This window comes from Limnohabitans sp. B9-3, from assembly GCF_002778325.1.
Classification (GTDB): domain Bacteria; phylum Pseudomonadota; class Gammaproteobacteria; order Burkholderiales; family Burkholderiaceae_C; genus Limnohabitans; species Limnohabitans kasalickyi.
Genome location: NZ_NESI01000007.1, coordinates 100,740 through 123,237, shown reverse-complemented (window position 1 = coordinate 123,237; position 22,498 = coordinate 100,740). Strand labels below are relative to the sequence as shown.

Genomic DNA, 22,498 nt, shown 5'->3' with positions numbered 1-22,498 from the left:
AAAAGCGGCGCCATGTTCGACCTGATTCGATTCTTGCTAAATAACCCACATGCATGTATTAAGTTTTGTTAACTTTAGAACTCAAAAATGCTCAAGGCTCCCACACGGTCAAACCCAGCTCCACACGACGCGCGGGCTGTCCGGGGGCTGTTTGGCGATCTTTGCTACCCCGGCCTTCAACAGAGATGGGATTGAACTGGGTGGAATGGCCCGCAAAGTAACGCTGCACCTCGCCAGCCAGTTCTTTGGACAGTTGCTCGTTGCTGGCCTCGCTGTCCATGTCCGTCACATGGCCAACAATGTGCAAGGCCAGAGACTTGAACCCGCGGTACTGCCCCTCCAGACGCTTGAGCAACTGCGCCAGTTCGGCCGGATTTTGAGCACTCTGCGCGCTGAGGGTGACCACCTCAGGGGCAAACGCCAACGCGGGTGCTGTGACTTGCAAACAGGGTTTAGCCAAAGACACACGCGACACGCTGTGCGTTTGCTCACGGGTCATTTGCACCTCTTGTGCGCCGATATGGGCAGGAACGACATCCAAACGAGGCCGTGTCGCCAAGGCTTCGCTCAAGCGAACATACAAGGTTTGCCCGCCCACCATGACCACGTTTTGTGACACCTCGCGATTAGGGTCTGCCCGTGCCCAACTGCGACCCGGCTGGGCTTGCAAGTTGACCGATGCGCGCTCTAAGCACAGCGCGGAGAAGGCCCCGTTTTGCAAGGAGGTGTGATAGCGCCCATCGATGTGCAGGGTGATGACCCCCAAGCCATCGCCCTCGGGCCTATAAAAGACCAAGCGCGTTTGCTCAGGGGCCAGGTCTTTGAGGGCGGTGTAGCCAACCCCCAAAGCCCGCTCAAACCCAGGCTGCTGTTGCTGAGCCCATGCGCCAAACACCGCCCCGAACGTCAGCACGCCCATGACAAGCCAGCGTCTGAGTCGGATTAATGGGGGCAAGGGGGCAGCAAGTGTTCGGTTCATAAATCGGGATGGTTTCGTCGGCCGTCCTTGGGGGGTGTAGACGAATGACCAAACGATGATTCATGAAATTTTATATAGAAAAGAACAAAAATATACCTTAAGTATCACAAAATCTAATTTAATCGAATATTTTGTAACTTTTAGTAGTTGATGTCTTTGCCAATTTGCCGAAAAAAAAGCCTTCCGAGGAAGGCTTTGAAAAAGTCATTGAGCGCGCAGCCTAAGCCGGCTGCTGCGCGGCGCGACGGTGCGCCAGAGCCACGTACCAGTCCAGACACGCGGGGTTGGCCATGGCGTCTTTGTTGACCACCTTTTCAAGCGGTTGGCCGAGCATGAGCTTTTTGATGGGCAGCTCTTGTTTTTTGCCAGACAAGGTGCGTGGAATCTCGGCCACTTGAAAGATCTCGTTAGGCACAAAACGCGGGCTGAGCGCGGTTTTGATGGCGTTGTTGAGCTTGGCTTGCATGGCGTCGTCCAGGGTGACGCCGTCGCGCAGCACCACAAACAAGGGCATGTAGCTTTCGCGGCCCAAGTACTCCAAGTCGACCACCATGCTGTCGAGCACTTCGGGCAGGGCTTCGACGGCGCTGTATAACTCACTGGTGCCCATGCGCAGGCCGTGGCGGTTGATGGTGGCGTCGCTGCGACCGTAAATGACACAAGAGCCGGTGGTCGGGTTGATCTTGAGCCAATCACCGTGTCGCCACACGCCGCCCAAGCTGGCAGGACCATCGCCGCCGCCGGGCTGTCGGCCGTGGCCTGCGGGGTACATGTCGAAGTAGCTGGAGAGGTAACGGGCGTTGTCTTTGTCGCCCCAAAAATACAAAGGCATGGACGGCAAGGGTTGGGCGCACACCAACTCGCCCACATCGCCCAACACGGGTTGGCCTTGCTCGTTCCACGCTTCCACAGCACAGCCGAGCAAGCGGCATTGCATTTCACCGGGGACCAAAGGCAGCTCGCGGTTGCCGCCAATGAAAGCGCCCGCAAAGTCAGTGCCGCCAGAGATGTTGCACCACCAAATGTTGGGCGTGCCCAAACGCTCAAGTTGCTGCGTGCCCCAGCGCTGCGCGTCTTCGCTCAGGGGCGAACCGGTGGTGCCCAAGGCGCGCACCGATTGCAGGCCCGGCAAACCACTGAGGTCGATGTTGGCTTTGAGGCAGTTGGCAAAAAATGCTGCGCCGGCACCGAAGAAGGTCACGCCGTTGTTGGCGGCAAAGCGCCACAGGGTGGTCCAGTCGGTTTTGTCTTTGCTGCCGCCAGGGTTGCCGTCGTAAATGACGCAGGTGGTGCCGTTGAGCAGGCCGCTAAGTTGCGCGTTCCACATGACCCAACCGGTGGAGCTGTACCAGTGGTAACGCTCGCCAAAGCTGTTGGGGTGGTAGCTGCAACCGATGTCGTTGTGCAAGACCTTCAAGGCCAGCGCCACGATGAGCGTGCCGCCGTGGCCATGCACGATGGGCTTGGGCAAACCGGTGGTGCCGCTCGAATAGACAATCCACAGCGGGTGGTTGAAGTCCAGCCACATCGGCTCGAAGCTTTGGGTGACTGCATCGTTGCGGGCAATGGTGTCTGCAAAGTCGGTGCTGTCGGGCAGGCTGGCTTGGTCGTTGAGGTTGCGCAACACCACCAAATGCTGCACGCTGGGCAAGGCGGCGCGCATGTCGGCCACCACTTGCAGGCGGTCGTGGTCGCGCCCGCCGTAGCTCACGCCGTCGCACGCAATCAACACCTTGGGCTCAATTTGGGCAAAGCGGTCGAGCACGGCGTTGGTGCCCATGTCGGGGGCGCAAATGCTCCACACGCCGCCCACGCTGACCACTGCCAAAAAGGCAACCATGGCTTCGGGAATATTGGGCAAGTAAGCCGCCACGCGGTCGCCGGGTTGCAGGCCTTGGGCTTGCAAATGCAGCGCCAGTGAGGCGACTTGACGTTTGAGTTCGGGCCAGCTGAGTTCGCGGTGCAGCCCCTTTTCGTTCTCGCTGATGATGGCGGGAAAACCTGCCGCATGCGCCGCATCGGCGTGCCTGAATACTTGCTGCGCGTAGTTGGCTTGCGCGCCGGTGAACCACTGGCCGCCAGGCATGGCGTTTTTCACCAACGCGCCTTGGTGCGGGGTGGGCGACTGCAGGTCGAAGTAGTCCCAAATGCTTTGCCAAAACGCATCGAGCTCGGTGGTGGACCAGCGCCACAGCGCGTCGTAATTGTCAAAGCTCAGGCCGCGGTTTTCATGCAACCAGTTTTGGTACAGCCGAATTTGGGGGGTGAAAGGTGGCTTAACAGACATGGCTCAGGCTCCCGTGCGTTGCATGCGCTCGCTTTTCCAATACACATCGTCACCGCCGTTGAGGCGGTTCAACACACGGGCCAACACGAACATCAAGTCGCTCAGGCGGTTGAGGTACTGGCGCGGCGTTTCTTGAATGGCTTCTTCGTTACCCAAAGCCACCACCGCACGCTCGGCACGCCTCGCCACGGTGCGGCAAACGTGCGCCAGAGACGCAGCGCGGGTGCCGGCGGGCAAAATGAATTCTTCGAGTTTGGGTAGTTGCGCGTTGTAGGTTTCGAGCGCATCGTCCAGCGCTTGCACCGCCTCAACTTTCAGCAACTCAAAACCGGGGATGGACAACTCACCCCCTAAGTTGAACAACTGGTGCTGGATCTCGACCAGCACATCGCGCACATCAGCAGGCATGTCTTCGCACAAGAGCACGCCAATGTTGGAATTGAGCTCGTCCACCTCGCCCATGGCGTGGACACGCAAACTGTTTTTAGACACCCGTTGGTTGTTGCCCAATCCGGTGGTGCCCGCGTCGCCAGTGCGGGTGGCGATTTGGGTGAGTCGATTGCCCATGAATGTTCCCTCATCAAATGAAGGGACTTATTGTGCCTGTCACGCGCGCGGCCTTGAAGGACGGCGTGTTGTTCATAGAATGCACAAAGCCTAGGAGATTCCCGTATGAACGCCCCCACATCCCCCCAACATTTGGCCCCCGTCATTGCCCAACGCGAGGTGCCCGCGGCCTTGATCGCGGCGCTGCAAACCCGCTTTGGTGCGAACTGTTCCACCGCCCAAGTGATTCGCGAGCAACACGGCCGCGACGAATCGGCCTTCACCACCGTGCCGCCCCCCGCTGCCGTGGTGTTTGCCGAAAACACGCAAGACGTGGCCGACGCGATCAAGCTGGCCGCGCAGTACCAAGTGCCTGTGATTCCCTTTGGCGTGGGCTCGTCGCTGGAAGGCCACTTGTTGGCCGTGCAAGGCGGCATCAGCGTGGACGTGAGCCGCATGAACAAGGTGTTGAGCATCAACGCCGAAGACTTGACCGTGACGGTACAACCTGGCGTGACGCGTAAGCAACTCAACGATGAGATCAAAAGCACAGGCTTGTTCTTCCCGATCGACCCCGGTGCCGATGCCTCGATTGGTGGCATGAGCGCCACGCGCGCAAGCGGCACCAACGCCGTGCGCTACGGCACCATGCGTGAAAACGTGTTGGCCCTCGAGGTGGTGACGGCCAGCGGTGAGGTGATTCGCACCGGTACCCGCGCCAAAAAATCATCCGCCGGTTACGACTTGACCCGCCTGTTCGTGGGCAGCGAAGGCACGCTGGGTGTGATGACCGAAATCACGGTGCGCTTGTACCCACTGCCCGAAGCGGTGTCAGCGGCGATTTGCTCGTTCCCCAGCATTGAAGCGGCGGTGCACGCCACCATCAGCATCATCCAAATGGGCGTGCCGATTGCGCGTGTGGAGCTGATCGACACGAACACCGTGCGCATGGTGAACGCCTACGCCAAGCTCGGACTGGCTGAGTCGCCCATGTTGTTGATGGAGTTCCACGGCTCGCCCAACGGCGTGAAAGAACAGGCCGAAACGGTGCAAGAAATTGCCACCGACTTGGGCGGCCAATCGTTCGAGTGGGCCACCACCCCCGAAGAGCGCACCCGCTTGTGGACCGCGCGTCACAACGCCTACTTCGCAGCGCTGCAAAGCAAGCCCGGCTGCCGCGCCATCAGCACCGACACCTGCGTGCCCATCAGCCGTTTGGCCGATTGCTTGCTCGACTCGGTGGTCGAGGCCGACGCCTCCGGCCTTCCGTATTTCTTGGTCGGCCATGTGGGCGACGGCAACTTCCACTTTGGTTATTTGATTGACCCCAACATTCCCGCCGAACGTGAAACCGCTGAAGAACTGAACCACAAACTGGTCACCCGCGCGCTGAACTTGGGCGGCACTTGCACGGGCGAGCACGGCATTGGTTTGCACAAGATCGACTTCTTGGTGACCGAAACCGGTGCAGGTGCGGTGGACATGATGCGCACCATCAAGCGGGCCTTGGACCCGCACAACATCATGAACCCTGGGAAGATTTTTTCAATGTAAGCAGCTGCTCGACGTGGTCACACAGCTTGACCGCGTCGAACGGCTTGAGCTCCACGGCGTTCACACCGGCAGCGCTGAAGCGCTCTAAATCTTGCGGGTTGACGTTGGCCGTCAAACCCAACACGGGCGTTTGACAGGCGGGGTCGTCAAAGGTTTGACGCAAGGCGATGGTGGCTTCAATACCGTCCATGTCGGGCATGACCATGTCCATCAGGACCACATCAAAGGTTTGTGCCTTCAAGGCGGCCAGCGCTTTGATGCCGTTGTCGGCCTCCACCAATTCACAGTTTTTCCATCTATTTTTCAAGATTTGCTTGGCGAGCAGTCGGTTGATCGGATGGTCGTCCACCACCAGGAAACGCAGCTTGTTGTCACTGGGCGCCAAAGGCAAGTCGGGCTCTGGCAGTTCCACCTTGGGTGGCGTGACCTCGATCAGCGGCAAGGTGAACCAAAAGGTGGAGCCTTTGCCGGGCGTGCTTTCAAAACCAATGCGCCCCCCCATGAGCGTCACCAACCGCTGGGTGATAGACAAGCCCAAGCCGTTGCCGCCATAGCGCGACTGAATGTCGTCATCGGCCTGCACAAAGCGCTGAAAGATATGCGGCTGCTGCTCAACGGCGATGCCGATGCCGCTGTCTTTGACCGAGAAAAACACACACAAGGGCTGTTGCTGAACGCGTAAGGTGACATGGCCTTGGTGCGTGAACTTGATGGCGTTGCCCAGCAAGTTGACCAAGACTTGCATCAACCGGTGGCGATCAGCCCGCACCCAATGGGGCACGGCTGCGTCAATCTCGCACTTGTAGCTCAGGTGCATGCTGTGCACGCGCGGGCCAAACAACTCAAAGGCGGTGTTGACCGTCTCGCGCAAGGCAAACACCTCCGGCTGAACTTTGATTTGACCGGCTTGCAGCTGCGAGTAGTCCAGCACATCGTTGATGACGGTGAGCAAATGGTCGGCCGACTGGCGGGTGTGGTTCAAAATTTTGAGCGCCTCAGGCCGATCTTTGACACGCTTGAGCAGCACCGCATTGAAGCCCAGAATGGCGTTCATGGGCGTGCGCAATTCGTGGCTCACGGTGGCGATGAATTGCTCGCGCAAGGCGGAGGTGCGCAGCAACTCTTGGCGCTTTTCTTCCAGCGCTTGGTTGCGTTTTTTGCGCTGCTGATAGGCTTGAAAATACAGGTTGTCGTACAAAAACGGCACAGAGGCAATGATCAGCACCACCACGGTGTAAGTCGCAAAAGACGACCAAATTTGCGCCGATCCCAACACCAGTTTTTCTGGCATCCAGCCCATCCCATTGAGGGCCGTCATGCCCAATTCGACGGCCAGCACGATCCCCATCCACATGATGCCGGCGCGTCGCCCAATGGCATAAAAAGGCACCAACGGCATCACCGCCATCCAAGCCATTCGCGGCGAGAAAATGCCGCCCGACACCCACGCGGCATACAAGACTTGCACCATGCCTGCGGTCACAGCAATGTGGACACAAACCTCGATCGCCAACCCATAACTGAACAGCGTGAGCAAAAGCAACAAGACACATGCAAACGCCAAAGGAACGGGAATGCCGCTGTGATAGGGCGTCACGATGGCCAGCACCACCATGGCAGCAATCAAGATCAACACCAAGAAATACAGATACGGCAACTTGCCTTCTTGAAAGCGTCGCGGCAGCAGCGGCAAGGCCCAACGAAAAATCCGCTCAATCCAAGTGGTGGTCATGCGGCACGACCTGTCGCGGTGAGGACCAAAAGTGCAGACAGTTTGTCGATCAGCAACTGTTGGTCGATGGGCTTGTTGAGCACGTCGTTCATGCCGGCCTCCAAACACTTGTCGCGGTCCACCGGGTTCGCGCTGGCGGTCAGGCCCAGCACAGGCATTTGGCGCACGGGGTCTGCAAAGTCACGGCGCATCGTGCGCACCACGTCCAAACCATCCATCTCAGGCATCACCATGTCGAGCAGCACCACATCAAATGGCTTTTGGCGCAAACGGTCCAAGGCCGCTGCGCCGCTGGCCACCTCGGTGATGTCGGATTTGGGAAAGCATTTTTTCAACATCAAGCGCGCCACCATCAAGTTCACGGCGTTGTCATCCACCAACAAGATCTTGAGGGTGCGACTGGCCAGCGTGCGTGCCACTTCCAACGCGGCCTGACCCTCTTTCGCGGCCACCCTGCGCAGGGGCAGCTGGAACCAAAAACGCGCACCCTGCCCTTGAATGCTGTGCACGCCAATCAGCCCGCCTTGAAGTTTGACCAAACTTTCGCAAATCGACAGGCCTAAGCCCGTGCCGCCAAATTGGCGGTTGGTTTGCACATCGGCATGTTCAAAGCGGTTGAAAATTTGCGCTTGGCGACCCGATGCAATGCCAATGCCGGTGTCTTCAATTTCAAACAAAACACCTGCGCCTACCGGCTGTACGCGCACTTGAATGCGCCCTTGCATGGTGAACTTCACCGCGTTGTCCACCAAATTCTTCAGCACCTGCAGCACCCGCTGGCGGTCGCCCTTGACCCACAAGGTATCGACCATGCGGGTGTCCGCATGAAGTTGCAGGCCTTTGGCCTGCGCTTTAGGGCGGTACACGGCCATCACCGCTTGCACCACGTCGGCCACTGCAAAGTCGTCGTGGCGCAAAGTCAACAAGCCCGCTTGGAGTTGTGAAAAATCCAAAATATCGTTCACCACATGCAACAGCTGTTCTGTCGAGCGACGAATGTGGTCGACCACCTCGGTGTCCTCCGGACGGTCGCTCAACTCGGTTCGCAAAATGCCGTTGAGGCCCAAGATGGCATTCATCGGCGTGCGCAACTCGTGCCCCACCGAGGCAATGAATTCGTCTTTGTGGGCTTGAGCGCGGATCAAGGCTTGGTGCGTGACTTCAAGATCGGCGTTGCTGCGGTCAATCTCCGTGACTTGCAGGTGGTGCATGCGCTCAGAAAAATAACCAATCAGCATGGCCGTGGCCACCACAGCCAACTTGGTCAACAAAGCCCAGAGCAAGGCGCTGTTGCTGATGTCGGCATTGGGATTGAAATAGCCGCCCAAGGTGCCCAACAACACGAACCCGTTGCTCACCAGTACGCCCACTAACCAAAACAACGCTGACTGTCGGCCTAACAACAAAATGGCGGGCAACACCACCACGGTGGTCCAAACCATGGCTGGCGAATTGATGCCGCCGGTATAGATGGCCACATAGTCCACCAAAAAAATGGCCATCAAAATGCCCACGTTCACACTCAACGCATACGTCAGCCCCAAACGCAACGCAACAAACAGGCACACATAGAAAACGCCACCCCAAAAGTGGATGAGCGGGTCATAGCCTGGGTTATTGACAAAGAAAAAACTAAAGTTGTAAAAAACGGTCAGCCACAGCATGATGATGAACAGCCATCGCCTGCGCTCAGTCGTGGTGCCATCAAATCGGGCACCCAACATTAACCAATTTTTCAACCGAGACAGCATGGACGTTTGATGACCAACGTTTTAGCTGCGCAGTTTGTCGATCAGCCCATTGAGTTCTTCCAGCGAACCAAACTGGATGGCCAACTCGCCCATTTCTTCAATGCGACCGTGGCGTTTCACACGTTTCTTGATGCGCACCTCCACCTGAGCCATCAGCAAGTCCGACAGTTCTTCTTCGACGCGCTTCAAATCACGCGACTTTTCTTTCTTCGGTTTTTGGGGCACCAAGTTGAATTCGGCGCTGAGTTTTTTGACCAAGCTCTCGGCTTCACGCACCGACATGTTTTTGGCGCTGATCTGATTGGCCGCCGTGATCTGCGTGGCGCGGTCTAGGGACAACAAGGCACGGGCGTGGCCCATGTCAATGTCACCGGCCATCAACATGCCTTGCACAGGCTCGGCCAAGTTGATGAGGCGCAACAGGTTGCTGGCGGCACTGCGCGAGCGGCCTACGGCTTGCGCGGCTTGCTCGTGCGTGAGGCCAAACTCTTTGATGAGGCGCTGCAAGCCTTGGGCTTCTTCCAGCGGGTTAAGGTCTTCGCGCTGGATGTTTTCAATCAGCGCCATGGCGGCGGCGGCCTCGTTGGGCACGTCGCGCACCAGCACAGGCACGCGGTCTAAACCGGCCAGTTTGGCAGCGCGGCTGCGACGCTCACCGGCGATGATTTCGTACTTGCCCGCGTTGGGCCCATCCACCAACTGACGCACCAAAATCGGCTGCATGATGCCTTGGGCTTTGATGCTCTCAGCCAACTCGTACAAAGCGCCCTCGTCCATGCGTGTACGCGGCTGGTACATGCCAGGCACCATGTCGGTCAACAACAAGGTGGTGGGCAAGCCATCGTTGGCGGCTGCCACGGCGGCGGCGGCATCGTCCACTTTAGGGCCGAGCAAAGCTTCGAGGCCGCGGCCTAGGCCTTTGGGTTTTTTAGTGACCATGGGTAACTTCTTTTTCGAGTAATTGTTGTAACAGGGCGTGGCCTTGGGGCCAGTTGCCAAGGCGCGAGTCGGCGTTGAGGTGGCCGCCCATGCCGCCATCGACCATGGACGAGCCCCACGCGTGAGCCAGCGCACTGGCCCGCATGAAGCTGCAATACGGGTCGTTGCGGCTGGTGACGACGATGCTGGGGAACGGCATGCGCTCGCGCACGATCGGGTGCCAGCTGTGCAAGATGTTTTGCATTTCGGGCCGCTCTGCGTCACACGGGGCCACCAACAATGCGCCCTTCACACGGTCGGTATTGCGCGAATGCGCTGCCCATGCCGCCACTTGAATGCAGCCTAGGCTGTGCGCCACCAACACGCTCTCTGGGTACTGCAAAACGGCCTCTTCGAGCTGCGACAGCCAGTCACCGCGCAAGGGCCGATCCCAGCTGTGCTGCTCGACGCGGACGTAGCCATATTCGGCTTGCCACAGACTTTGCCAATGCGCGGGCCCGCTGTTGTGCCAGCCGGGCAACAACAGCACTTGCGGCATCACGGAGGCCTTCGATGCGCCTGTGTGGTTAAAGCTTTTTGACACGTTCCACCATCTCTTGCGCGAACTCCACAAAGGCTTGGCTGCCTTTGGCGGACGGGTCAAACACCACGCCGGGCAAGCCATAGCTCGGGGCTTCGGCCAAACGCACATTGCGCGGGATGACGGCGTTGAACACTTTGTCGCCAAAGTGGTCGCGCAGCTGGTCGCTGACTTGTTGTTGCAGGGTGATGCGCGGGTCGAACATGACGCGCAACAGCCCAATGATCTTCAAATCGCGGTTCAGGTTGGCGTGCACTTGCTTGATGGTGTTGACCAAATCGGTCAGGCCTTCGAGCGCGAAGTACTCACACTGCATGGGCACGATCACGCCGTGCGCGCTGCACAAACCATTCAGGGTGAGCATGGACAACGAGGGTGGGCAATCGATGAGCACAAAGTCGTATTCATCTTTGACGCTGGCCAGCGCCTGCTTGAGGCGATTTTCTCGACGCTCCAAATCGACCATTTCGACTTCGGCACCGGCCAAGTCGCGGTTGGCACCGAGCACATCGTAGGTAGCGGCTTTGGCGCGCGCACCTTCGTCGCCCCAGTTGCTGCGCACGCGAGCTTCGACGATGCTGGCTGATTCGAGCAAGACATCGTAGACCGTCAATTCCAATTGACGCTTGTCCACACCCGAGCCCATGGTGGCGTTGCCCTGCGGGTCCAAGTCGACCATCAACACACGCTGCCCCACGCTGGCCAAGCCCGCCGCCAAATTGACCGTGGTGGTGGTCTTGCCGACACCACCTTTTTGATTGGCAACACAGAAAATTTTGGCCATGAAGGGCTTTCGTGAAAGGAGAAATTAATTGAAGAAAGCCAGCTTGAGGCCAAAACCCATCAACAGCACGCCCGCGATTTTGTTCAGCATCAGCCCAATGAGCGGATTGGCGCGCACACGCGCTGCCAGAAAATACGCCAACAAAACAGCCACCAAACCATAACCCAAGGTCAATGTGGCGATGGTTGCGGCCATCACAGCGAATGTGAGCCAACCTTGATGAATAGCGGGTGTCACAAACAGCGGAAAAAACGCCATGTAAAACACAATCGCTTTGGGGTTCAACACCGTGATAAACAGTGCTTGGCGAAAGTAATGGTGCGGGGTCATGTTAAGCACGGGGGCATCACCAATTTTGGCTTTCCACAACGAAAAACCAAGCCCCGCCAAATACGCAGCACCCACCCACTGCACGACCGAGAACACCGAAGGGCTCGCCACCAGCACGGCGGCCACGCCTGCAACAGCAGACCAGAGCAGAACTTGATCACCCGCTATCACGCCCAAGGTAGCAGCCATGCCGCCACGCAGACCACCTTTGGCTGTTGCGGTCACCAAGGCCAAATTGCCAGGCCCCGGGATCGCTAAAAAAACAATGATGGCAACGACGAAAGCGCCGTAGTCGGCAATACCGAACATGGAAACCTCAAAAGCAGAAGAGGGGGCAGTTTAACCCCGCAACCAGACGATGCAGCGGTCCGCATCCAAACCAGGCACGAGAAGTTGTTCCACGTGAAACACTTCGATGCCTTCGGGCAAAGCCGCCATCTCTTGCTCAGGGTGCTTGCCCTTCATCGCCATCCACACGCCATGGGGTGCCAAAGCAGACTTAGACCAAGTGGTGAAGTCCACCAAGGAAGCGAAAGCACGCGAACACACCACATCGAACGGTTGCGTCAAAGACTCCACCCGTGCGTGCAAACCTTTGAGGTTAGGCAAGCGCAAGGTAGCGGCCACTTGCTGAACAAACGCCGCTTTCTTGGCCACGGTGTCCACGCAGGTCACTTGCACGTCTGGACACGTGATGGCAATGACCACGCCGGGCAAGCCTGCGCCTGCACCCACGTCTAGCAAGCGAAAAGTGGATGATGTCGATGGTTGTTCAGCAAGGTCCAGCTTAGCCAACTCACGACGCAAGGGCGCGATCACCGCCAAGCTGTCGAGCAAGTGGTGGGTGAGCATTTCGTCGGCATCGCGCACTGCCGTGAGGTTGTAAACCTTGGTCCACTTGGCAATCAAATCCATGTAGGCCAGCAATTGGGCTTGACGCTCATCGTCCACCAGCAAGCCCAAGTCTTGCAAACCCACACGCAACTTGTCTCTCAAAGGATGCATCTCAGTTGGCCTCGGAGGCGGCTTGTGCAGAGGTCGCCGCATCGGCGCCCGCCTCTGCCGCAAACCCCTTCACGCGCGAACGCTTGAGGTGGATCAGCAACAACGAGATGGCCGCAGGCGTGATGCCCGACAAGCGTGAGGCTTGCCCCAAAGTCTCAGGACGGAAACGGGTCAGGCGCTGACGCACCTCAATCGACAAGGCGGTGACTTGCTCGTAGTCCAAGGATTCAGGCAGGATCAAATTTTCGTATTGGGCAGCGCGCTGCACCTCGTCGCGCTGGCGGTCGATGTAGCCCGAGTACTTGGCGGCAATCTCCACCTGCTCAATCACAGCACGCGTTGTTTCACGTGAAACGTCGCCGCCTGCCATGCCTTCGACCAACTCGGCGTTTTGATATTTGCCTGCGTCCAACGACATCAAGCCCTGGTAGCTCACATCCGGGCGGCGCAACAAATCAGCCAGACTGTATTCGTGCTCAATGGCCTTGCCCATCACCCGCTCAGACTCGGCGGCAGACAAGTTGCGGGGATTCACCCAAGTAGACTTGAGTCGTTCTGTTTCACGTGAAACAGCATCGCGCTTGCGGCTGAACGCGTCCCAGCGTGCGTCGTCGACCAAGCCCATTTGTCGGCCCACTTCGGTCAAGCGCATATCGGCATTGTCTTCACGCAACTGCAAGCGGAACTCGGCACGGCTGGTGAACATGCGGTACGGCTCGGTCACGCCCTTGGTCGTCAGGTCATCCACCATCACGCCCAAATAGGCTTGATCGCGACCAGGCATCCATGCGCCACCAAAGTCATTGGCTGCACCGGCCAAGCTGCGGCACTGGAGTGCTGCGTTGATGCCTGCGAACAAACCTTGTGCCGCCGCCTCTTCGTAACCCGTGGTGCCGTTGATCTGTCCGGCAAAGAACAAACCGGCGATGGCGCGACTCTCGAACGAGCGCTTCAACTCGCGCGGGTCAAAGTAGTCGTACTCAATGGCGTAGCCGGGGCGAATGATGTGGGCGTTTTCCAAGCCTTTCATAGAGCGCACCAAGTCGTACTGAATGTCAAACGGCAAGCTGGTGCTGATGCCGTTGGGGTAGTACTCATGGGTAGTCAGACCTTCAGGCTCCAAGAAAATTTGGTGGCTGTCTTTGTCCGCAAAGCGGTTGATCTTGTCTTCCACGCTGGGGCAATAGCGTGGCCCCACGCCCTCAATCTTGCCGGTGAACATGGGGCTGCGGTCAAAGCCGGAGCGAATGATGTCGTGGGTGCGCTCGTTCGTGTGGGTGATCCAGCACGGCATGTGCTGCGGGTGCATGGACGCGCGACCCATGTAGCTGAACACCGGCACCTCGCCCAACACGCCCGCAGACGGCGCGCCGGTGGTGGTTTGGTTCGCCACGCCGTCACCGGGTTGCTCGGTGCATTGGCTGAAGTCAATCGTGCGCCCATCGATGCGCGGGGGCGTGCCGGTTTTCAGGCGGCCTTGTGGCAGTTTCAACTCTTTGAGACGCGCCGACAAACTGAGCGCCGGCGGGTCACCCGCACGGCCACCGGCGTAGTTATTCAAGCCCACATGGATCTTTCCATCCAAAAATGTGCCAGCAGTCAGCACCACGGTGCGGCTGCGAAAGCGAATACCCGCTTGCGTGCAGGCGCCGACCACGCGGTCACCCTCCACCATCAAGTCGTCCACGGCTTGCTGAAACAGCCACAAGTTCGGTTGGTTCTCCAACATGCGACGAACGGCCGCTTTGTACAAAATGCGGTCGGCTTGGGCGCGGGTCGCACGCACAGCTGGCCCTTTGGAGCTGTTCAAGATGCGGAACTGAATACCGCTCTCATCGGTGGCCAAGGCCATCGCGCCGCCCAAAGCGTCCACCTCTTTCACCAAGTGCCCTTTGCCAATGCCACCAATCGAGGGGTTGCAACTCATCTGCCCCAAGGTCTCGATGTTGTGTGACAGCAGCAATGTTTTCGCGCCCATGCGCGCAGACGCAAGCGCGGCTTCTGTGCCGGCATGGCCTCCGCCAACAACGATGACATCAAATTCTTCGGGGTACAACATAAAAACCAACCTTTGGGGGGATGCAGGGGCTGTGCGCCGCCCTGCCTAGCAGAACGCAATTTTACAAGGAGGGGGTTTCAAACGTGACCGTCACGCGCAGGCCATGGGGGCTATCGTTGTGCATCGTCACGCGCGCGCCTAACAAACGCACATATTCGCTGACGATGGCCAAGCCCAAACCCGAACCTTCTTTCAAGGCCTCACCCGCAGAGCCCTGCACCCAGCGACGCGACAGTTGCGTGAGTTGGGCCTGAGACACACCCAACCCGTTGTCGCTCACCGACAGCACCACCGCTTGCGGCGCTTGCACCACCGACACGGTGATGTGGCTCTCACCCACCTCGGCGCGACCGTAGCGCAAAGCGTTGTCCAACAGGTTATTCAGCACACCCTCGATCAACGCAGCATTGCCCATCACCTGCACGGGGCTCTCAACACCACGCGCGCCCAAATCAACGTGAGCAGCATCAGCGCGGGGCAAAAAGCGCAACACGGCCTCACGCACCAAGACATCTAAAAAAACCGGCTGTTGCACCAAACTCTGATGCGACTCATCCGCCAAGGCCAGCGCCAACAATTGGTCTACCAAATGGCTGGCTCGGGCTTGGCTTTGGGCAATGCCCGCCAACTGTTCGCGCCACACCTTCGGATCGGGGTGGCGCAAGCCGTAATCAGCCAAGGCACGAATGCCTGCCAAGGGCGTGCGCAACTCATGCGCCACGTTGCCAGAGAACTCGCGCTGCGCCCGCACGCTGAAAGCAATGCGCCCCAACAGGGCGTTGATCGCCTGCCCCAAACGCTGCACGTCGCGCGTGCTGCCAGACACGGGCACAGGCGTGAGGTCACGGGCATCACGCTGCCCCAAAGCCTGCTCTAAATCGGCCAAGGGGACCAAGTCGGTCTCAATGGCACGTTGCAACCAAGCAGCCAAACCCATCAACAACAGCACCAACGGTGCGATTGAGAACACCAGCAAACGCTGCAACAAGCGGTCGCGACTGGCGGTGGTTTGCGCCATGACCACATAAAAATCAGCGGGCTGCTGACGGTGAATGGTCACGCCACGAAGCTTGTTATTTTGGTAATCTAAAGTGCTAAATTGAGGCGTCGCCGTGCTGCTCAAAGAAGCCGGGCGCAAACCCGCATGCCCCGCCAACATCGAGCCGTCGGGGCGCAACACCGCAAAAAACAAGGACTCACTTTGGTCAAAAAGCACCGTGCTCATCTCTTGCGCCGACAAACTCAACGCCAAGCCACCCAAGTCCACATCAGCCGAACGGCGCACATGGCTGGCCACCAAGTAAGCATCGTCTAGCAGAGCGCGGTCATAGGCCTGCTGCATGAAGTACGAGGCCACCCCCACCACCAAAGCCGAACCCATCAACCACGTCAACGCCAATGGCAGCAACACATGGCGCAACAACCGGTTGCGCAAGGACGGCTTAAGACGCAGACGATCAGGCGGGGTCACGCGGCGCCTCCAACACATAACCAATGCCGCGCAAGGTCCGAATGGTGGCACCGCTGTCTGCCAATTTTTTGCGCAACCGCGAAATGAACGCCTCCAGCGCGTTGTCACCCAAAGACTCGTCAAAGCTCGACAACTTATCGGACAAGATGCGCTTGCTGACGGCCCGACCCGGCGGCGTCATCAGCTCCCACAACACTTCGAACTCGCGTGCGGGCAAGGCCAAGTCGTCCTCATCCAGCAAGATGCGGCGATTTTTGCGGTGCAGCACCAAGCGACCGACACGCGCCACATCGTCGGCGCCCTGTGCGCGCCGACCTAAGGCACGCAGACGTGCCTCCACCTCTTCTAAATCAAAGGGCTTGCCCAAGTAATCGTCGGCACCTGCATCCAAACCAGCAATGCGCTCGTCGGTGCGATTGCGTGCTGTTAACACCAGCACGGGGGTGCGGTCGCCGCGGGCACGCGCGTTGCGCAGCAATTGCAAACCGCTGCCTTGGGCGGCATGGGCTTGGCCGTTTAAGGGCAAATTCAAGTCCAACAGCACAGCGTCATAGCTCTGGACCTGCCAAAAATGCGCGGCCTCTTCGAGGTGGCTGGCAGCGTCCACACGATGACCCGCATCGCTCAAGCTGCGCAGCATCACCGTTTGCAAGACGGCATCATCTTCAATGAGCAAAATTCGCACGCGTTTAAAAAGACAGGATTTAGGGCGACAGGGTTGGGCTGCGTGGTCAGGAACTGGTCAGGCAGCATCGACGATAAAGTGGGGATGAGCATACGACATAACCTACGCCTAAGCCGTTTACGGGCAGCATCCCACCACTCGTTGCGCACCGCCGTGGCTGCGACATGGACCGCCGTCATCGTCACCGCCTTGAGCTTGAGCCAAGGCCAAGCCATGGCACAAACGCACACAGAAACCTTGGGCCTGACCCGCGTCTTAGAAGCAGCCCGCAACAACTTCGACGTCGCCATCACGCGCCAAGCCGCTGAAGCCGCCAAAGCCGACGTGCTGGCCGCCGACCGCGCGCCCTTTCCCATCTTCAACGCCAAAACCAGCCAGATGTATTTAGACAGCGGCGTGAACGGCAACCAAGGCATCGGCCCCGGTCCTTTTGGGCAAAAAAACATCGACAAATCAGGCGGCATTGACTGGACCTGGGAACGCGGCAGCAAACGCGCCTTGCGCACCCAAAGCGCGGGTCGTTTGGCCAATGCCGCACAAGCAGACCTGCAAGACATGGTGCAGGTGCAACAGGCCGGTGCCGCGTCGGCCTACTTTGATTTGCTGGCCGCACGAGAACGCAACCGCGAAATGCACGCGCTCGCCAACAGCGCCTTGATGCTGGCCAAAAGTGCAGGCCTGCGCTTGAAGGCTGGAGACTTGTCGGCACAAGACACCGCACGCCTCGAAATCGAGGCCCAACGCGCCCAAGCCGATGCCCACAGCGCGCAGCTCGACCAACAACGCGCCCTTTTGCTGCTCGGTCAACTGACCGCCTTACGCGTTGACCTCACACGGTGGCACATCGCCGCCGATTGGCCCGCATTGCCAACCGCCCCATTGAGCAGCAACATCCCCGAAACATGGGTCGAGCAACGCCCCGATGTCAAAGCGGCGCTGGAGCGGGTCGCAGCCGCGCAAGCCAGCCTCGACCTCGCCATGTCACAAAAGAAAGCCGATGTCACCGTCGGCAGCAGCTTGGACCACGACCCCCGCGTGTCACGCCGCAGCTTAGAGCTGCGCTTTTCGGTGCCGCTGCAATGGGGCTACGGCTTTGAAGGTGAAATTGGCCGCGCTCAAGCACAGCTCACCCAAGCCCAAGACGTCGCCGAAAAAACCAAACAAGACGCACGCGCTGAATTGCAACGTTTGCTCGAAGAGTTGCGCACCGCGGTGCAACGTGAAACCTTGTACGCCCAAGACATCATGCCCCGCGCACGCCGCGTGGCCGAACAAGCCGAGGTGGCTTACACCAAAGGCGCTTCATCACTCACCGACTTGATCGACGCGCGGCGCACGCTGCGCAATACCTTGATTGAAGCAACCCTTGCGCGCACCGACTTTGCCAAATCCAGCGTGGTCTGGGACCTGCGTACCGCCAACATCAGCCGCTAAAAGAACACCATGTCTGAACACAAAAACGCCATGAGCGACACAAACACCTCTTTCCTGAACACCCCGACCAAACGCTACAGCGCCATCGCCGCCGTGATCGCCTTATTGGTCTTGGGTTACAGCCTGAGCGGACAAGAGGCGCCACACGCCGCCGCCACGCCTCAACCCATCGTGCAAGGTCAACAGCTGCGCTTTCCCGCCGGTCACCCACAAATCGCCTTGCTGGGCACAGCACCTGCCGTGGCCGCACAAAGCGTGACCATTGAGTTGCCCGCGCGTTTGGTGTGGAACGAAGAGCGCACCCAACGCATCTACCCCGCGTTTGCAGGGCGCGTGGCGCAGCTCAAAGCCGACATTGGCCAAAGCGTGCAAGTGGGTCAAGTGCTGGCCACCTTGGCATCGCCCGAGTTTGGCGCGGCCCAAGCCGACACCGCCAAAGCCCAAGTCGATGCGCGAATGACCGAGCGCAACCTGGTCCGCCAACGAGAACTGTTTGAAGCCGGCATCGTGTCGCGCAAAGACCTCGAGCTCGCCGAAGCGGAGGCTGCACGCGCCCAAGCCGAAGTGGCACGCGCACAAGCCCGTACCAGCCTCTACGGCGCAAGCACCGGCGTGAATCAACAACTGGGATTGGCATCGAGCGTGCGCGGTGTGGTGGTGGAGCGCAACTTGAGCGCGGGCCAAGAAGTGCGCCCCGACCAAAGCGGCCCCGGCAACCCCGCCCTCTTTGTGGTGAGCGACCCCAGCGTGTTGTGGGTGCAAATTGACGCGCACGAGTCTGATGTGGCCTCGCTCAAGCCGGGCACCAGCATCAGCTTGAGCCTGCCCAACTTCCCTGGTCAAAACTTCCAAGCCAAGATCGCCGCCACGGGCGACTTCATTGACAGCACCACACGCACCATCAAAGTTCGGGCCGTGATCGACAACGCCCAACGCCAACTCAAAGCCGAAATGCTGGGCACCGCCCGAATTGAACGCAAGCTGGCGGCCGGCGTGTTGGTGCCCGCCAGCGCAGTGCAGCTGCGTGGCACCGAACAATGGGCCTATGTGCAAACCGAACCGGGCGTGTTTGAGCCCCGTCAAGTCAAACTGGGCTACGAAGGCCTGCAAGAGGTGTTGGTCGTGCAAGGCTTGCAAGCCGGCGATTTGGTGGTCAAAGAGAACGGCTTGTTGTTAGCCCGTGAGTTCCGCAACGCGCAAGACCACGCCATGCAGCAAACGCCCGCACCGGGCCAACAAGCGCCGGCGCCCACCACGGCAGAGAAAAAATGAAGCGCCTGATTCACTACGCGCTGAACCAGCCGCTGTTCATCCTGCTGGGCACCTTGCTCTTTGTGATGGCGGGCGTATTCGCCTTTAAAAACCTGTCTGTCGAAGCCTTTCCCGACGTCACCGACACGCAAGTGACGGTGATCGCGCTCTACCCAGGACGCGCCGCCGAAGAGGTCGAAAAAGAAGTGTCTTTGCCCATCGAGGTTGCCCTCTCCGGACTACCGAACTCGATTCGCGTGTTTTCGCACACACAGTTTGGTTTGTCCTTTACCGTGGTCACCTACGATGACAAAGCAGAAGTCAACTTAGCGCGTCAACAAGTCAACGAACGACTGAGCGGCGTGGACTTGCCGCCCGGCGTTCAAGCCAACGTGATGCCCAACGCCACCCCCGTGGGTGAAGTCATGCGTTACCGCCTCAAAGGCGACGGCAAAACCTCCACCGACTTACGAACGATCCAAGACTGGACCGTAGAACGCACCTTGCGCCAGATCCCGGGCGTGGCCGACGTGGTGGGCATGGGCGGCTTCATCAAACAATACGAAGTACAGCCTGATTTACAAAAACTGCGCGCCTTCAAACTCACCTTGCAAGACCTGCAAGAGGCCTTGGGCCGAGGCAATGCCAACGCGGGCGGCAGCTACGTGGCACAGGGCGCGCAACAGTTCGCCATTCGCGGTATCGGTTTGCTGCACTCGGCGGATGACATTGGCACCATCGTCGTGACTTCACGTGGAAACACCCCCGTGCTGGTGCGCGATGTAGCCCGTGTCGCCATAGGCGCTGTACCACGCTTAGGCACCGTGGGCCAAGACATGGATGACGATGTGGTGACGGGCATCATCATCATGCGCAAAGGTGAAAACCCCAGCGTGGTGTTGAAGGGCGTGAAAGAAAAAATTGACGACCTCAACAAACGCGTGTTGCCAAAAGGCGTGCAAATCGTCCCGTTTTACGACCGCACTTGGCTGATGGACAAAACCCTCACCACGGTTTTCAAAAATTTGGTCGAAGGCGCGCTGCTGGTGTCGCTAGTGCTGTATCTGTTTTTGTCAAACATGCGTGCCTCATTGGCAGTGGTGATCGTCATCCCACTTGCCTTACTGTCGACTTTTTTGGGCCTGAAAATTTTGGGTGTGCCTGCCAACTTGCTGAGCTTGGGCGCCATGGACTTCGGCATCATCGTCGACGGTGCGGTCATCGTGGTGGAAAACATCATGCACCGCTTGGCGCAACGCGGTGAAGGCATGAACGAAAAGGAGCGGCGCGCCCTCATCACCAACGCTGCGAGCGAGGTCGGCCGCCCCACCGTGTTTTCGATGCTCATCATCATTGCGGCGCACATCCCTATTTTTGCGTTGCAACGCCATGAGGGCCGCATCTTTCAGCCTATGGCGTTGTCAGTGACAACGGCGCTGATTGGCGCCTTGATCTTCTCACTCACGCTCGTGCCTTTGCTCTCCTACTGGATGCTGCGCAAAGGCATTCCACACGGCGACAACGGCTTAGTGTCTTGGGCCAAGCGCGTTTACGAGCCAGTGCTAAGCTGGGCCATCGACAAACCGCGCCAAGTGGTGGCGATTGCCTTGAGTGGTTTTGCCTTGTCCGTCGTAGCAGCGGCGCATTTAGGCTCGGAGTTTTTGCCGGAACTCAACGAAGGCACGTTCTGGGTCAACTGGGACATGCCCGCCAGCGTCTCGCAGGAAGAAGCCGCCAAGGTGCTGCGCAAGGCGCGCTTGCAACTGATGACCATTCCTGAAGTACGCACCGTCGTTTCTAAAGCTGGTCAGCCCGAAGATGGCACCGACCCAAAAACCCTCAGCATGGCGGAGGTGTTTGTGGATGTGAAGCCCGTCGAGGAATGGCGCAAAGGCATGACGCGTGATTTGCTGATTGAAGAGATGGACCAAAAACTGGCCATCATCCCCGGCGTCGACCCTGCGTTCTCGATGCCGATTCGCGACAACGTGCTGGAATCGATTTCGCAGATCAAGGGCCAAATCGTGGTCAAGGTTTCGGGGGATGATTTGGGCGAACTGCGCCGCACCACCGAAGCCATGCAACGCGAGTTCAAGCACGTTGTGGGTGTGCAACGCGCTGAGATTGACCGCTTGGGCGAGGTGCCTCAACTCATTGTCGACATCGACCGTGACCGCGCGGCGCGTTTGGGCCTCAACGTGGGTGACATTCAGGACGTGATCGAATCGGCATTGGCCGGACGCGCCACCACCCAAATTTGGGAAGGCGAACGCAAGTTCACCGTGGTGCTGCGCTTGTCTGGCGACAGACGCACTGTCGCCAACTTGGCAACCACACCTATTGCACTGCCCGGCGGCGGCTACGCCACGCTAGAAAACGTAGCCACCATTCGCCAAGGCAGTGGCGCGATGAACATCGCCCGCGAAGCAGGACGTCGCACGATGGCGATTGGCATCTTTGTCAAAGGTCGCGACATGGGATCGGTCGTGGCAGACATGAAGGCACGCGTCGAGAAAAATGTGAAAGTGGCCGACAACTACGCCGTCACCTGGTCCGGCGAATTCGAGAACCAAGAGCGCGCCATGCAACGCTTGGGCGTGGTGGTGCCCATCTCGCTGCTGTTGATTTTTGTGCTGCTGTTCGACGCATTTGGCTCGTTCAAAACCGCCGGGCTGATTTTGATCAACGTGCCCTTAGCGCTGATTGGCGGCTTTGTGGCGCTGTGGATGTTCAGCATTCCTCTGTCGGTATCGGCGGCGATTGGCTTCATTGCGCTGTCGGGGCAAGCGGTGCTCAACGGGGTGGTGATGCTGTCGGTCTTTCAACAACTGCGCAACGCGGGCTACACCGTGATTGACGCTGTCAAAGAGGGCGCGTTGCAACGTTTGCGCACGGTCTTGATGACCGCTATGCTGGCGGCTTTGGGCTTGCTGCCCATGGCGCTGAGCCACGACATTGGCTCTGAAACTCAACGACCCTTGGCGATTGTCGTGATCGGCGGCTTGTTTACCGCGACACTGCTGACTTTGGTGGTGTTGCCTGCGCTGTATGTGGCTTGGTTCTCGAACAAGCCCTTGCATGCGCCCAAAGAAGCCTAAACCGCTTCAACAC

Annotated in this window: 17 protein-coding genes; 4 read left to right on the top strand and 13 right to left on the bottom strand. The window is 58.8% G+C overall.

The genetic code is table 11. The annotated features are described in order from the left end of the window. Positions 1-91: 91 nt before the first annotated feature. The 3 genes from B9Z42_RS11880 to B9Z42_RS11870 all read right to left on the bottom strand — a co-directional run bounded on the left by B9Z42_RS11880 (position 92) and on the right by B9Z42_RS11870 (position 3,833). Positions 92-955, bottom strand: coding sequence for an OmpA family protein (locus tag B9Z42_RS11880; protein WP_158235950.1), 864 nt, complete (start codon positions 953-955; stop codon positions 92-94). A gap of 244 nt (positions 956-1,199) precedes the next feature. Then, complete coding sequence (locus B9Z42_RS11875) at positions 1,200-3,266, bottom strand: acetoacetate--CoA ligase (protein ID WP_100133607.1); 2,067 nt, start codon at positions 3,264-3,266, stop codon at positions 1,200-1,202. A gap of 3 nt (positions 3,267-3,269) precedes the next feature. Then, entirely contained in the window at positions 3,270-3,833 is a 564-nt protein-coding gene (locus B9Z42_RS11870; RefSeq protein WP_100133606.1) for a cob(I)yrinic acid a,c-diamide adenosyltransferase, read from the bottom strand. 105 nt (positions 3,834-3,938) lie between these two features. On the opposite strand from B9Z42_RS11870, the gene B9Z42_RS11865 reads away from it, so the two are divergent. Continuing rightward, complete coding sequence (locus B9Z42_RS11865) at positions 3,939-5,366, top strand: FAD-binding oxidoreductase (RefSeq protein ID WP_100133605.1); 1,428 nt, start codon at positions 3,939-3,941, stop codon at positions 5,364-5,366. Here B9Z42_RS11865 and B9Z42_RS11860 read toward each other — a convergent pair. The 10 genes from B9Z42_RS11860 to B9Z42_RS11815 all read right to left on the bottom strand — a co-directional run bounded on the left by B9Z42_RS11860 (position 5,335) and on the right by B9Z42_RS11815 (position 16,702). Then, positions 5,335-7,098, bottom strand: a complete 1,764-nt coding sequence (locus tag B9Z42_RS11860; RefSeq protein WP_100133604.1) for an ATP-binding protein — start codon at positions 7,096-7,098, stop codon at positions 5,335-5,337. The two genes, B9Z42_RS11865 and B9Z42_RS11860, sit on opposite strands and share 32 nt — an antisense overlap. After that, positions 7,095-8,822, bottom strand: a complete 1,728-nt coding sequence (locus B9Z42_RS11855; RefSeq protein WP_158235949.1) for a hybrid sensor histidine kinase/response regulator — start codon at positions 8,820-8,822, stop codon at positions 7,095-7,097. The genes B9Z42_RS11860 and B9Z42_RS11855 overlap by 4 nt, the downstream gene beginning before the upstream one ends. A 48-nt stretch (positions 8,823-8,870) precedes the next feature. Further along, positions 8,871-9,788 (bottom strand): ParB/RepB/Spo0J family partition protein, encoded by a 918-nt coding sequence (locus B9Z42_RS11850; RefSeq protein ID WP_100133602.1) that lies wholly within the window; start codon positions 9,786-9,788, stop codon positions 8,871-8,873. Beyond that, positions 9,778-10,326, bottom strand: a complete 549-nt coding sequence (locus B9Z42_RS11845; RefSeq protein WP_199172052.1) for an alpha/beta hydrolase — start codon at positions 10,324-10,326, stop codon at positions 9,778-9,780. Before B9Z42_RS11845 ends, B9Z42_RS11850 begins: the two co-directional genes overlap by 11 nt. A 28-nt stretch (positions 10,327-10,354) precedes the next feature. Next, complete coding sequence (locus B9Z42_RS11840) at positions 10,355-11,152, bottom strand: ParA family protein (RefSeq protein WP_100133600.1); 798 nt, start codon at positions 11,150-11,152, stop codon at positions 10,355-10,357. 24 nt (positions 11,153-11,176) lie between these two features. After that, positions 11,177-11,791: a LysE family transporter gene (locus B9Z42_RS11835; RefSeq protein WP_100133599.1), complete on the bottom strand. Its 615-nt coding sequence runs from the start codon at positions 11,789-11,791 to the stop codon at positions 11,177-11,179. Between the two features lie 30 nt (positions 11,792-11,821). Further along, a complete protein-coding gene (gene rsmG, locus B9Z42_RS11830; protein WP_100133598.1) occupies positions 11,822-12,487 on the bottom strand; it encodes a 16S rRNA (guanine(527)-N(7))-methyltransferase RsmG in 666 nt (221 codons plus the stop codon). 1 nt (position 12,488) lies between these two features. Further along, a complete protein-coding gene (mnmG, locus tag B9Z42_RS11825) occupies positions 12,489-14,546 on the bottom strand; it encodes a tRNA uridine-5-carboxymethylaminomethyl(34) synthesis enzyme MnmG (RefSeq protein ID WP_100133597.1) in 2,058 nt (685 codons plus the stop codon). A gap of 61 nt (positions 14,547-14,607) precedes the next feature. Then, on the bottom strand, positions 14,608-16,017 hold the full coding sequence (locus B9Z42_RS11820; protein WP_233203630.1) for a sensor histidine kinase: 1,410 nt from the start codon (positions 16,015-16,017) through the stop codon (positions 14,608-14,610). Then, positions 16,004-16,702 (bottom strand): response regulator transcription factor, encoded by a 699-nt coding sequence (locus B9Z42_RS11815; RefSeq protein WP_100133595.1) that lies wholly within the window; start codon positions 16,700-16,702, stop codon positions 16,004-16,006. The genes B9Z42_RS11820 and B9Z42_RS11815 overlap by 14 nt, the downstream gene beginning before the upstream one ends. Positions 16,703-16,786: 84 nt before the next feature. Between B9Z42_RS11815 and B9Z42_RS11810 the strand changes: the two genes are divergently transcribed. The 3 genes from B9Z42_RS11810 to B9Z42_RS11800 are packed head-to-tail and all read left to right on the top strand — an operon-like array spanning position 16,787 to position 22,485. Further along, the gene (locus tag B9Z42_RS11810) at positions 16,787-18,136 is read left to right on the top strand and encodes a TolC family protein (RefSeq protein WP_233203629.1); all 1,350 of its coding nucleotides are present in this window, start codon (positions 16,787-16,789) and stop codon (positions 18,134-18,136) included. A 9-nt stretch (positions 18,137-18,145) separates the two neighbouring features. Continuing rightward, the gene (locus B9Z42_RS11805) at positions 18,146-19,408 is read left to right on the top strand and encodes an efflux RND transporter periplasmic adaptor subunit (protein WP_233203628.1); all 1,263 of its coding nucleotides are present in this window, start codon (positions 18,146-18,148) and stop codon (positions 19,406-19,408) included. After that, entirely contained in the window at positions 19,405-22,485 is a 3,081-nt protein-coding gene (locus B9Z42_RS11800) for an efflux RND transporter permease subunit (protein WP_100133594.1), read from the top strand. Before B9Z42_RS11805 ends, B9Z42_RS11800 begins: the two co-directional genes overlap by 4 nt. Positions 22,486-22,498 lie beyond the last annotated feature (13 nt).

What these genes read in the sequence shown, in the direction of transcription:
- B9Z42_RS11875 (WP_100133607.1), bottom strand. Translation starts at nt 3,266, where the DNA reads ATGTCTGTTAAGCCACCTTTCACCCCCCAAATTCGGCTGTACCAAAAC.
- B9Z42_RS11870 (WP_100133606.1), bottom strand. Translation starts at nt 3,833, where the DNA reads ATGGGCAATCGACTCACCCAAATCGCCACCCGCACTGGCGACGCGGGC.
- B9Z42_RS11865 (WP_100133605.1), top strand. Translation starts at nt 3,939, where the DNA reads ATGAACGCCCCCACATCCCCCCAACATTTGGCCCCCGTCATTGCCCAA.
- B9Z42_RS11860 (WP_100133604.1), bottom strand. Translation starts at nt 7,098, where the DNA reads ATGACCACCACTTGGATTGAGCGGATTTTTCGTTGGGCCTTGCCGCTG.
- B9Z42_RS11855 (WP_158235949.1), bottom strand. Translation starts at nt 8,822, where the DNA reads ATGTTGGGTGCCCGATTTGATGGCACCACGACTGAGCGCAGGCGATGG.
- B9Z42_RS11850 (WP_100133602.1), bottom strand. Translation starts at nt 9,788, where the DNA reads ATGGTCACTAAAAAACCCAAAGGCCTAGGCCGCGGCCTCGAAGCTTTG.
- B9Z42_RS11845 (WP_199172052.1), bottom strand. Translation starts at nt 10,326, where the DNA reads ATGCCGCAAGTGCTGTTGTTGCCCGGCTGGCACAACAGCGGGCCCGCG.
- B9Z42_RS11840 (WP_100133600.1), bottom strand. Translation starts at nt 11,152, where the DNA reads ATGGCCAAAATTTTCTGTGTTGCCAATCAAAAAGGTGGTGTCGGCAAG.
- B9Z42_RS11835 (WP_100133599.1), bottom strand. Translation starts at nt 11,791, where the DNA reads ATGTTCGGTATTGCCGACTACGGCGCTTTCGTCGTTGCCATCATTGTT.
- rsmG (WP_100133598.1), bottom strand. Translation starts at nt 12,487, where the DNA reads ATGCATCCTTTGAGAGACAAGTTGCGTGTGGGTTTGCAAGACTTGGGC.
- mnmG (WP_100133597.1), bottom strand. Translation starts at nt 14,546, where the DNA reads ATGTTGTACCCCGAAGAATTTGATGTCATCGTTGTTGGCGGAGGCCAT.
- B9Z42_RS11810 (WP_233203629.1), top strand. Translation starts at nt 16,787, where the DNA reads ATGAGCATACGACATAACCTACGCCTAAGCCGTTTACGGGCAGCATCC.
- B9Z42_RS11805 (WP_233203628.1), top strand. Translation starts at nt 18,146, where the DNA reads ATGTCTGAACACAAAAACGCCATGAGCGACACAAACACCTCTTTCCTG.
- B9Z42_RS11800 (WP_100133594.1), top strand. Translation starts at nt 19,405, where the DNA reads ATGAAGCGCCTGATTCACTACGCGCTGAACCAGCCGCTGTTCATCCTG.